Annotated in this window: 10 protein-coding genes; 8 read left to right on the forward strand and 2 right to left on the reverse strand. The window is 61.8% G+C overall.

Going from position 1 to position 11,651, the window contains the following annotated elements; genetic code table 11:
- Positions 1-2: 2 nt before the first annotated feature.
- Positions 3-989: a hypothetical protein gene (locus AKV04_RS08510; protein ID WP_054006030.1), complete on the forward strand. Its 987-nt coding sequence runs from the start codon at positions 3-5 to the stop codon at positions 987-989.
- A gap of 333 nt (positions 990-1,322) precedes the next feature.
- Here AKV04_RS08510 and AKV04_RS08515 read toward each other — a convergent pair whose 3' ends face one another.
- Complete coding sequence (locus tag AKV04_RS08515; protein WP_054006031.1) at positions 1,323-2,840, reverse strand: DUF2125 domain-containing protein; 1,518 nt, start codon at positions 2,838-2,840, stop codon at positions 1,323-1,325.
- A 126-nt stretch (positions 2,841-2,966) separates the two neighbouring features.
- On the opposite strand from AKV04_RS08515, the gene AKV04_RS08520 reads away from it, so the two are divergent.
- The 7 genes from AKV04_RS08520 (at position 2,967) to AKV04_RS08550 (ending at position 11,112) form a co-directional block, all read left to right on the forward strand.
- Positions 2,967-3,713 (forward strand): SDR family oxidoreductase, encoded by a 747-nt coding sequence (locus AKV04_RS08520; protein WP_054006039.1) that lies wholly within the window; start codon positions 2,967-2,969, stop codon positions 3,711-3,713.
- A complete protein-coding gene (locus AKV04_RS08525) occupies positions 3,710-4,312 on the forward strand; it encodes an enoyl-CoA hydratase/isomerase family protein (protein ID WP_054006032.1) in 603 nt (200 codons plus the stop codon). Before AKV04_RS08520 ends, AKV04_RS08525 begins: the two co-directional genes overlap by 4 nt.
- 154 nt (positions 4,313-4,466) lie before the next feature.
- Positions 4,467-5,786 carry a mechanosensitive ion channel family protein gene (locus AKV04_RS08530; protein ID WP_054006033.1) on the forward strand — a complete coding sequence of 440 codons (1,320 nt, stop codon included), beginning with the start codon at positions 4,467-4,469 and terminating at the stop codon, positions 5,784-5,786.
- The gene (locus AKV04_RS08535; protein ID WP_054006034.1) at positions 5,786-6,937 is read left to right on the forward strand and encodes a TIGR03862 family flavoprotein; all 1,152 of its coding nucleotides are present in this window, start codon (positions 5,786-5,788) and stop codon (positions 6,935-6,937) included. Before AKV04_RS08530 ends, AKV04_RS08535 begins: the two co-directional genes overlap by 1 nt.
- Before the next feature lie 43 nt (positions 6,938-6,980).
- Complete coding sequence (gene rnr, locus AKV04_RS08540; RefSeq protein WP_054006035.1) at positions 6,981-9,227, forward strand: ribonuclease R; 2,247 nt, start codon at positions 6,981-6,983, stop codon at positions 9,225-9,227.
- A 225-nt stretch (positions 9,228-9,452) separates the two neighbouring features.
- The gene (locus AKV04_RS08545) at positions 9,453-9,791 is read left to right on the forward strand and encodes a low affinity iron permease family protein (RefSeq protein ID WP_054006036.1); all 339 of its coding nucleotides are present in this window, start codon (positions 9,453-9,455) and stop codon (positions 9,789-9,791) included.
- A 70-nt stretch (positions 9,792-9,861) separates the two neighbouring features.
- Positions 9,862-11,112 (forward strand): lytic murein transglycosylase, encoded by a 1,251-nt coding sequence (locus AKV04_RS08550; RefSeq protein WP_407638411.1) that lies wholly within the window; start codon positions 9,862-9,864, stop codon positions 11,110-11,112.
- 392 nt (positions 11,113-11,504) lie between these two features.
- Here AKV04_RS08550 and AKV04_RS27525 read toward each other — a convergent pair whose 3' ends face one another.
- Complete coding sequence (locus tag AKV04_RS27525; RefSeq protein WP_082351566.1) at positions 11,505-11,648, reverse strand: peptidoglycan-binding domain-containing protein; 144 nt, start codon at positions 11,646-11,648, stop codon at positions 11,505-11,507.
- Positions 11,649-11,651: the final 3 nt, after the last annotated feature.

Genomic DNA, 11,651 nt, shown 5'->3' on the forward strand with positions numbered 1-11,651 from the left:
CCATGCCGTGGACGGTGGTGGTGGATGCGCAGGGCCAGCGTTGGGGCGTCAATAAAGAGGGCGTCTATCTGATGCTGCGGGGGGCGCTGCGGGCGGAAAAGATCAAGGCGCGCTCGCAGATCACCTCGGTGGAAAACGGCTTTCTGATGCCGACGACCTATCTGTTTGAAACCGACTGGAACGGGTTGCGGGCGGATGTCGATCAGGAAACCAACACGTTTTATCTGGATGCGGCCGAGCGGTTGTCGCGCGATCCGGGCGGGATGCGGTCGAACCTGTTGGGGATGATCGGGCGCGGGCGCAATGATTTCAACGCGGTAGAGGCGATGCGGCGCAGAGCCACACGGCAATCGTCGGAAAGCATTTCCAACAATGTTGAGGGTTGGGAGACGGCATTGGCGGTGGCGCAGTTCACCCGCGACACCTCGGCGACGATTTTGGTGGTGGGGGCGGGGCTTTTGTCGGGCGGTGCGGCGTTTGGGGTGCTGGGGGCCGGGTCGGTGCTGCGCGGCACGGCGACTTATCAAGATACCGGGAATGTTGGGGCGGCGGTGATCAACGGCTCTGGCACGTTCATCGTTGGCATGGTGGGGATTGCGGGTGGCAATCCGGCGCTGATGCGGTCTGAGCAGATCCAGCTGATGTTTGTGGGGTCTGGTTTGCAAGGCGGCGTGCAGGGCGCGCAATCGCTGGTCGAGGGCAAGACGCCGAAGCAGGCGTTGCAGCAGGCGGCGGTGTCGGCGGGGTTTAATCTTTTGGGCAGTGCGGTCGGCGGGCGGATTGAGAACATGAGTTTCAGCACCCGGCTGGTGGTGGGTGGAGTGATCGACACCACCGGCAATGCGTTGACGGCGGCGACGGTGCCAACCCCCGCGCCACAAGCGATAGCGCGGCCAGCGGTGACGGGGAATTTGGATTACGCGGGGATACCCTTCGATCCGGCGGCGGATGAGTTGTATCTGGCGCAGAACTGTTTGCGGCGGCTGTAGGGGCGGGGTCCCAACTTGGGACCAAAAAATGTTGTTTTATGTCAGTTGGTTGGGGTGGTGAAATTAAGACTTTTAATCTTTGGGTCGTGTCGCGCAGGTTTTGTGCCTTGCTCGATTTGACACGCGTCAAATCGGGCCGCGCCTGCCTGCCCATGGCAGGCGCGGCCCGATTTCCAGGCCGACGGTTTGCTGCATACTGCCCCTTGCTCAACGGCGCTCCGCCTTTTGAGCAATCAACCGGAAAACGCTCCACTGGAGCGTTTTCTTTCGGTTCGAAACAAAAAGGCCGCTCGGGTGAGAGCGGCCTTTGCTGTTTTGTTGCGTTGCAGAGCTTTACTGAAGCTTCTGGCCGTTGGCGTAAAAGCCCTTGTCTTTGAACTCCAGCGTCGAGGTCATCTCGTCCTTGTCCGCCGCCGAATTGGCGAACATCGACACCATCATCTTGAAGCCCATCGCCTGATCTTGCGGCAGAAGGCCCATCGCCACCAGTTTATCAAGCAGCGTGTTGCCCCCCGTCAGCTTCAGATCCATCTTGCCGGTGGGCAGCGGCACGCCGGGGAAGGTGGTTTTGTCGGTGTTGTCAAAGGTGAAGGCGCCCGCGCCCGTCAACTCGGCGCCCGCCACCGAGGCTTTCAACTCGGTCACGTCCAGCGCGTTCAGATCACCGGGAGGTGCGTCGCCCAAAGCCGCCATCGCGGCCTCGTCGAACAGATCGGTGGTCATGGTGACCTTGCCCTTGGTGTCGATGATCACCGTGGCCGGATCGTGCGGCAGGCTGCCTGCTGGGTCGAACATGCCCCAGACTTCATCCGACACGGTGAAGCCGACGAGCTTGGTCAGAAATGCGAAATCGGCCGGGGCGTCGGTTTTGCCAACCGGCATCAGCATGTTGAAGGCGGCTTCCTGATAACCGACTTTCAACTCGGGGAAGGGAATGTCAGCGCTGGCAATCGTCAGGTTCAACGCTTTGCCGCCCGCGCCGAATTGCAGGTGGGTGGCATCCATCGCAAACGACATATCACCGCCTTCGGATGCACCAGTGATCTTGGTCGGCTTGCCGTCTTCGGTGACGGCCAGATCGAAGGACATCGCGCCATGGCTGAAATTGCCGTTGACCGCAAAGCCGCCTTGCAGCGCCTTGGCCATATCGGCCATCGCGGCGGCACCCAGGAAGTTGCCATTGGTATTTCCTGCCACATCGGCGATGGTAGCACTGAAGGTAGCATCCGATTTCGCGGCGGCATCTTTGCCCGCGCCGCTGATCTTGACACTTTTCGCGGCGAAGTCGGAGGTGACCTTTTTGGCCTCACCGTTGCCTTCGACCAGATACTTGCCGGACAAATCGGTCAGTGCGACCTCAAAGCTGCCTTGCGCTGCGGCGGCGGTATCGCCGGGCTCGAATTTGGCCGTCACGCTGGGGCCTTCAAATTCATAGCTCAGCGCATCAACGGTGCCGCTGGCGGTCACCACCATTTCGGGTTGGGTCAGGGTGATTTTCAGATCGGTCGGCATCGCGCCGTCAATCTCGGTCGCCGCCGGGGCTTTCAGCGACATCTGATAGCTGTCGGACGTGGTGACATCGACGCTGCCATCGCCGTTATCGGCAAAATCAATCTGCTCAATCGTGCTGGTGAACGAGGTGCCGTCTTTCTCATAGCTGATCGTCACGCCCGAGACGACCAGAGTATCGCCATCGCGCTCGGCGCTGACCGAGGTGACGGTCTGGCCCGCCGAGGCGCTCATGTCTTGCCAGTTTTGCCAGACTTCTTCAGGGGTTACGTCGGCAAAAGCGCCGGTTCCTGCCAAAATCGCAATAACTGCGGTGCTGCCCGCAAGTTTCCAGTGTTTCATAATGAAGCCTTTCCGATGGAAATATTGCCGATAAGCATCCGTCTAAGTGCTGGCAGGGTCAAGGCTTTCCGTGGGGCGTGGCTTTGGGTAAACGGAATTGTCATGTGGGCGTGAATGGAGGCTGTGATGCAGGGTAAGGTTGTGGTGATCACGGGGGCGAGCCGGGGCATTGGCGCGGCAGCTGCGCGGGCGTTTGCGGGCGCGGGCGCTTCGGTGGCTTTGCTGGCGCGGTCCGAGGCTGAGATTGCAGCGTTGGCCGCCGAGATCGGCGCGCAGGCGATGGCGCGGCGCTGCGATGTGGCGGATGCGGAGGACGTGGCGCAGGCTTTGGCGGCGGTTGTGGCGCGGTTCGGGCGGCTGGATGTGCTGATCAACAACGCAGGCGTGATCGAGCCGATTGCGCGTCTGGCGGAGGCCGGGGTTGAGGCGTTCTCGGACGCGATTGATATCAATCTCAAAGGTGTGTTCCACGGCATGCGCGCGGCTTTGCCTTTGATGAAGGTGCAGGGCTCAGGGACGATCATCACGGTGTCGTCTGGGGCTGCGGTGAACGCGCTGGAGGGCTGGGGCGGCTATTGCGCCAGCAAGGCCGGCGCGTTGATGTTGACCCGCGTGGCGCATCTGGAGGAGGCCGCGCATGGCATAAGGGTGCTGGGGATGTCACCCGGCACCGTGGCGACCGATATGCAGGTGAAGATCAAGGCGAGCGGGGTCAATCCGGTCAGCCAGTTGGATTTCGCGGTGCATATCCCGGCGGATTGGCCTGCCAAGTGCCTGGTGTGGATGTGTGGTCCCGAGGCCGACGGCTATCTGGGCCGCGATGTGTCTTTGCGCGAAGATGCGGTGCGCCGCGCAGTCGGGTTGATCGCATGATCGGTGTTATGCGCGAGGGCGGGTTGCTGGTGCTGACCTTGCAGCGCCCGGATAAGGCCAATGCTTTGAGCAAGGCGATGCTCTCGGATCTTCTGGCGGCTCTCGATGATCCGCCGCAGGTGTTGATCCTGACGGGGGAGGGCCGCGTGTTTTCGGCTGGCGCTGATCTGGAGGAGGCGAAGGCGGGGCTTGCCACCGATCCGATCTGGGATCAGCTCTCCAACCGCATCGCCACCCTGCCGAGCCTGACGATTGCGGCGTTGAATGGCACTCTGGCCGGGGGCGCGATGGGCATGGCTTTGGCCTGCGATCTCCGGCTTGCGGTGCCGGGGGCGAAGTTTTTCTATCCGGTGATGCGCTTGGGCTATCTGCCGCAACCCGCCGACCCCGCGCGGCTGGTGGCGCTGATTGGTCCCGCACGCGCCAAGCTGATCCTGATGGCAGGGGCGAAGATTGAGGCAGAGGAGGCGCTGGCTTGGGGCCTGATCGACCGCATTGTCGTCCCGGAGGATTTGCTGACCACCGCCCGCGCCTTGGGCGCGGACGTGCTGGCGGCCATTCCCGGCCATGCAAGTGCGATCAAACGGCTCATCGGTTAGCCGGAATTCGCGCGAATTCCGTGACGATTTCTGCGCAGAAATCGCCTGCGGTGCAGGTCGCAGCCCAACGGCCCCGCATCTATACCACATTCGCGCAGGCTTGTTTTACCCAAGGTTCTTTGACACTGGAGGGGGAGTAAAGCGGGGCCCCGGTATGGAAAAGCAGTCGGAATTCGTCACCAAGCTGATGAGCTGGCTTAATCAGGCCAGCGATGTCGCCCAAGGCTGGCTGCTGTCGCCCGCTGCATGGTCGCAGTTTGCGCTATTAGCGCTGGCGGTGTTCGCGGCGGTCTATGCCTCGCGCCGCATCGCTCCTTTGGCGCGGCGGATGCTGGATCCCGGTGACGCAGACACGCTGATCGCCACCATCCTGCGCTTTGCCCTGCGGTTCCTGCCGCTGCTGATGCCGATGCTGGCCTATGGCTTTACCGCAGCGGGTGAGGAAGTCACGCGCTCAATCTTCGGCTCGGGCGATGTGATTGCCCTCGGCAAGCGGGTGTTTTTCTTTCTGGCCGCGCGGTTGTTCGTGCAACAGGTTTTGCGCGATCCGTTCCTGAAGCTGTTGGGCAAATATGTGCTGGTGCCGGTGGCCGCGCTTTATGCGGTTGGCCTGCTGGATGACATTTCGCTGCGCTTGGAAGAAACCATCATCGCGCTGGGCAATATCCGGTTTTCGGTGATGGCGCTGATCCGGGGTCTGATTGCCGGTGGGTTGTTGTTCTGGCTGGGGTCTTGGTCGAACCGCCAATCCGCCGATTACATCAAAAAGCAGGAAGAACTGCGCCCCGCCACCCGTGAGTTGGCGGTGAAGGCGACCGAGGTGGTGATTTTTGGCGCGGCCTTCCTGCTGCTGATGAGCATCATGGGGATTGATCTGACCGCTGTGGCTTTGCTCGGCGGTGCTTTGGGTGTCGGCATCGGGCTGGGCTTGCAGCAGATCGCGGCGAATTTTGTGTCAGGGATTATCCTGCTGATCGAAGGCCAGACCACGGTCGGCGATTATGTTGAACTCGATGGCGGCGAGAAGGGTACCATCGTCAAGATGACCGCGCGGGCTTGTGTGTTGGAGACCTTTGACGGCAAATGGATCGTGGTGCCGAATGAGCATTTTGTCACCACGCGGGTGGTGAACTACTCGGATGCGGGCAGTGCCAACCGCTATGAGGCTTTGTTCTCGGTGGGCTATGACACCGATATTAATAAGGTGCCTGCGGTGATTGAGGTGGCTGTGGCGGCGTTGGACTTTGTGTTGCAGCAACCCGATGGACCGGATTGCGAGTTGCGGGCCTTTGGCGAAAGCAGCGTCGATTTCGCGGTGGAATACTGGGTCAACGGCATTGACGACGGTAAGAACAAATACGGCTCGGTGGTACTGTTCGCGATCTGGAACGCGTTGAAAGCCGAGGGGATTGCGATGCCTTACCCGCACCGCGTCGTGGAAATTAAGGGCGCGATGCCCAAAGGAATGATCTGATGGATGCTTTGGTGATTGGCGCTGGCCCTGCGGGTCTGATGGCGGCAGAGGAACTCGCGCGGGCGGGGCATAAGGTGGTGGTCTGTGAGGCCAAACCCAGCCCCGCGCGCAAGTTTCTGATGGCGGGCAAGTCGGGGTTGAACATCACCAAGGACGAGGACCGCAGCAGCTTTATCGCCGAATATCGCAATGAATGGCTGCGCCCGATGCTGGCCGAATTTGGCCCGCGTGAGATGATCATCTGGGCGCGGGCTTTGGGGCAAGAGGTGTTTACGGGATCAACCGGGCGGGTTTTCCCTCGGTCAGTGAAAGCCTCGCCTGTACTTCGGGCATGGTTGAAGCGGCTGGAGGGCGCAGGGGTGGAATTGCGTTCGCGCTGGCGCTGGGCTGGGTTTGACGGCGATGGTCTGGCGTTTGAGACGCCGGAGGGCGCGCAGGTGTTGCGGCCTGCGGTGACGGTTTTGGCCTTGGGTGGTGCAAGTTGGGCACGGCTGGGGTCGGACGCGGCTTGGGTGCCGTGGTTGGCCGCGAAGGGTGTGGAAATCGCGCCGTGGCAGCCTGCGAACATGGGTTTTGCGGTGGATTGGACGCCGCATATGGCGAAATTCTTCGGTACCGCGATCAAGGGGGCGGCTTTGGTCGTTGGCGATCAGCGCGAGCGGGGGGAGTTTGTGATTTCGGCCAAGGGGATTGAGGGCGGCGGGGTTTATGCGGTGTCTCGGGCGTTGCGTGAGGGCGCGGCCTTGCGGTTGGATCTGATGGCAGATGTCTCGGGCGATGAGATTGCGGCGCGGCTGTCGCGGATGAAACCCGGCGAAACCTTGGCGAACCGTTTGCGCAAATTGGGGCTGTCGCCTGCGGCGGTTGGCTTGGTGATGGAATTTGGCCGGGGGCTGGAGACGGTCGCCGCCGTCAAATCCCTGCCGTTCAAGCTGGCTGGCCCGCGTCCGTTGGATGAGGCGATTTCGGTGGCGGGCGGTGTCAAGCAATCGGCTGTGACGGAGGGCCTGGAACTCAAAGCCATTCCCGGCATGTTCGTCTGCGGCGAAATGCTGGATTGGGAGGCGCCAACCGGGGGCTATCTGCTGACCGGCGTGGCGGCAACCGGGCGCTGGGCGGGCAAAGCTGCCGGAGCGCGGGCTGTGGCATAACGGCGGTCTTTCGGTGCGGGCCTTCTCGTGCTAGGGGCAAGGGATGAACAACTTGCCCACAAAAGACCAGATCCGCCAATGGATCACCGAGAACCCCGGCCTGACCGGAAAGCGCGACCTTGCCAAGGCCTTTGGCATCAAAGGCGATGCGCGGATTGATCTGAAGCGGATGCTGAAGGAACTCGAAGCCGAGGGCGGCATCGAGAAAAAGGCCCGCAGCTACCGCGAACCCGGCGCTCTGCCGCCGGTGTCGGTGCTGCTGGTACTGCCGCCGGATAGCAACGGCGATCTGTTTGCGCAGCCGTTGGAAGCCGATGCAACCGACACCCCGCCGCGTATTTTGATCATGCCGCAGAAGGGCGATGTGGCTTTGGCGGGGGGGATGAAGATCCTCGCGCGGCTGACGCCTGTGGGCGGGCAGGATTACGGCTATCAGGCGCGGTTGATCCGGGCTTTGGGGTCAAACCCTTTGAAACTGCTAGGGGTTTTCCGTAGCAATGCCGAGGGCGGGCGGATTATTCCGGTCGATAAAGGCGTTGATAAGGAATGGAAGGTCGCGCGCGATCATACCTTCGATGCCCGCGATGGTGAGTTGGTTGAGGCAGAGCAGGTGGGGCCGAAGCGGCTTGGCCTGCCGCAAGCCCGCATCACCGCCCGCTTGGGCGATCCAAACGGCCCGCGCGCGGTCAGCCTGATCGCCATTCACCAGCATGGCATCCCCGATCAATTCCCCGATGCGGTGATTGCCGAGGCCGATGCGGCGCAGCCTGCGCCTTTGGGCAAACGCGAAGACCTGCGCGGCCTGCCGTTGCTGACCATCGACCCGATTGATGCCCGCGACCGCGACGATGCGGTTTATGCCGAGGCCGATTCCGATCCGAAGAACGCGGGCGGTTTTTTCATCTGGGTGGCGATTGCAGATGTGGCCAATTACGTCCGGCCAAACTCGGCGCTGGACCGGGAGGCCCGCAAGCGTGGCAACTCGACCTATTTCCCCGACCGCGTGGTGCCGATGCTGCCGGATCTGCTGTCGGGCGATTTGTGTTCGTTGCACGAGCATGTGGATCGGGCGTGTTTGGCCGTGCAGATGCGGATTGACGCGCATGGCCAAAAGCTGAGCCACCGCTTCACCCGTGGCCTGATGCGCTCGCAAGGCTCGTTGCATTACGGGCAGGTGCAGGATGCGATTGACGGGCGGGCGGATACGGCGACGGCGCTTTTGCTGCCGGTGCTGACCACGCTTTACGCGGCCTATGCGGCGTTGAAAAAGGCCCGCGCGTTGCGGCAACCGCTGGATTTGGAACTGCCCGAGCGCAAGATTGAACTGTCGGATGAGGGCAAGGTTACGTCGGTTGCCTTCAAACCGCGCTTCGATGCGCATAAGCTGATCGAGGAATGTATGATCCTCGCCAATGTCTCGGCGGCAGAGGAATTGGTGCGCCTGAAACGGCCTTTGCTGTTCCGGGTGCATGAAGAACCCTCGCCAGATAAGCTGGAGGTCTTGCGCGAAGTAGCCGAGGCGTCGGGGTTTACGTTGGCCAAGGGGCAGGTGCTGAAAACCGCACATCTCAATCGGTTGCTGGCGCAAGCGCAGGACACCGAATTTGACGAGTTGATGAACATCTCCACCCTGCGCTCGATGACGCAAGCCTATTATAATGCGGCGAACTTCGGGCATTTTGGGCTGGCCCTGCGCAACTACGCGCATTTCACCTCGCCGATCCGGCGCTATTCCGATCTGATCGTGCATCGGGCGCTGATTTCGGCGCATGGCTGGGGCGATGACGGGCTGTCGGTCTGGGATATCGAAAACCTTGACGAAACCGCCAAGCTGATTTCCGACACCGAGCGCCGCTCGATGGTCGCCGAACGCGATACCAATGACCGCTACCTTGCGGCCTTTCTGTCGGAACGGGTCGGCAATGAATTTGCGGGCCGGATTTCTGGTGTGCAGCGCTTTGGCCTGTTCGTGAAGCTGGATGAGACCGGGGCCGATGGGCTGGTGCCGATCCGCTCGGTCGGGCGCGAGTATTTCCATTATGATCAGGATCGGCAGATGCTGATCGGGTCGGATAGCGGGATCGAAATCGGCATCGGCCTGCGGGTGACGGTGCGGCTGGCGGAAGCCACGCCGATGACCGGGGGCATCGTGCTGGACCTGTTGAACATCGAAGGTGCCACCTTGCCGACAGGCCGCGCGAAACCGGGGCGCTATCAGCCGCGCAAACCGGGCAAGTTTGCCGCCAAGGATGCCGCAACCAAACGCAAGATCGTACGCAAGCGGCGGTAAACCTTCCCAGCGCCTCAATAAAACGCCAAAGTGCAATCTTTTGTGAATTGACCCGCAGGCCGCTTCGGCCTATCGCGGTCCTGCAACCCTTTGCGTTGTGAAACCCAGGAACCTCAACCCCATGTCAAGTCGCAGTCGACCGCATTTGCCGTTTCGGGCCCGTTCCTCGGGGATCATGTGATCCTTTGACGGACGGCCGGAAACGGCTGTCTGAAGGAGATCACTATGAAAACCTACCTCACCAATCGCTTTGAAATCCTGTCCGAATGGATTTCCGCTGGGCTTGGCAGCCCCTACGCCTTCATGGCGGCGTTTCTGGTTGTCGCCCTTTGGGCGGTGACCGGGCCGCTGTTCGGTTACTCGGACACCTGGCAGCTGATCATCAATACGGGCACCACAATCTCCACCTTTCTGATGGTGTTCCTGCTGCAAAACACCGGCAATCGCACCATCGAAGAAATGCAGGACAACCTGCGCCGGATGGAGCGGCAGAATGCCAGCCTGATGCACGAGCTGCTGGCGCTGCGCCAAGATCTACGCGCGGACGGCCGTATCGCGGCTTAAGCGGAAAGGGTGCTTGCGCCCGCTGTGGCCGCCAGTACTCTGGCGGTCACGCAAAATAGGTGCCCCGTTGATCCGATATTTCCGCATTGTAGTGCTGGTGCTTGCTTTCGGCTCAACAGGTGCCACTGCGCAGGATATGACGGAGGAATCTGTGGATTCGGCGGCAAGTGCAGGGGCAAGCGACGTGATCGAGAATGGCAGCGAGGCCGGATTGCAGGCATGGATCGCCGGGTTTCGCGGCCGGGCGCTGGCTGCGGGGATTTCTGCGGTGACGTTTGAGAGCGCGATGGCAGGGGTGCATTTTCTGCCAAATGTGATCGAGCGCGACCGCAAGCAAGATGAATTCACCAAGACAATCTGGGATTACCTCGACAAAGCGGTATCGGAAGATCGCATTGTGGCAGGGCAAAAGGCGTTGAAAGCGCATGGCCCGCTGCTCGATCAGATCGAAGCGCGCTATGGCGTTGATAAACATGTGGTTCTGGCGATCTGGGGGCTGGAATCTGCCTATGGCTTGGTGCGCGGCGACATCGACACGCCCAGCGCTTTGGCGACGCTGGCTTATGACACAAGGCGCGGGGCGTTTTTTGAGGCTGAGCTGATCGCGGCCCTGCAAATCCTGCAGTCGGGTGTGGTCAAACCTAGCGCGATGCTCGGGTCTTGGGCCGGGGCGATGGGGCATACCCAATTCATGCCCTCGTCCTATCTGAAACTGGCAGTGAAATTTGACGGGTCGGGCAAGGCGGATGTCTGGAGCGATGATCCGGCAGATGCCTTGGCCTCCACCGCCGCCTACCTCGCCAACGCAGGCTGGAAGAAGGGCGGACGCTGGGGCGATGAGGTCCGCTTGCCCACAGGCTTTGACTATGGCCTGGCCGGGGACCGCACGCAAAAACCATTGAGCATTTGGGCGGAACTGGGCGTGACCTTACCCGATGCAACACGCCTGCCCGCCTCCGGCTGGGCCTCGCTGCTGTTGCCCGCAGGCGCACGCGGCCCGGCGTTTCTGGTCTACGACAATTTCGCCGCGATTGAGGCCTATAACAAAGCCGATGCTTACGTGATCGCCGTCGGCCATCTCGCCGACCGCATCGCAGGCGGTGCTGCGTTCAAAGCCAGCTGGCCGCGCGATCTGCGCGCCCTGACGCTGGGTGAGCGCAAAGAAATGCAGTCGCTTCTGCTGACTGCAGGCGTCTATTCGGGCACAGCCGATGGCAAAGTCGGCCCGCTGACCGTGGCGGCAGTGAAGGCATTTCAGCGCGCGCGCGGTATGGTGCTGGACGGCTACCCGAGCCTGGAGATTCTGCAAGCCCTGCGTTGACCCGAACCGGGGTGCCGCCTCGGGGCCCATCGAGGGCCCGCTCGGCGGCGCTGCCGGGGAATGGATGGGAGGCCGGGCGCGGGCTGTGGCGTTGCATTTGAGTATTTGTCAAAGAGCAAATCCCGTTAGCGAAGCGTTAACCCAAACCTGCGAATTTATCTCCACGGTACAGGGAGGAGTCCCGATGACCGTAAAGAGCAAGTCGCCCCGGCCCGCCTGCATAGCTTCCAGCGGATCGGATCGGTGCCGCGTGGCCGGGGCGCGATCTTTGCATTGCTCTTTTGCAAATACTCAAATGCAACCTGCCCGCCGGCGCACCGCTGGGCAGCCCTCCCCCGGCAGCGCCGCCGAGCGGGCCCTCGATGGGCCCCGAGGCGGCACCCCGGTTCGGGTCAACGCAGGGCTTGCAGAATCTCCAGGCTCGGGTAGCCGTCCAGCACCATACCGCGCGCGCGCTGAAATGCCTTCACTGCCGCCACGGTCAGCGGGCCGACTTTGCCATCGGCTGTGCCCGAATAGACGCCTGCAGTCAGCAGAAG

Source organism: Cypionkella psychrotolerans (assembly GCF_001294535.1).
GTDB classification, from domain to species: domain Bacteria; phylum Pseudomonadota; class Alphaproteobacteria; order Rhodobacterales; family Rhodobacteraceae; genus Cypionkella; species Cypionkella psychrotolerans.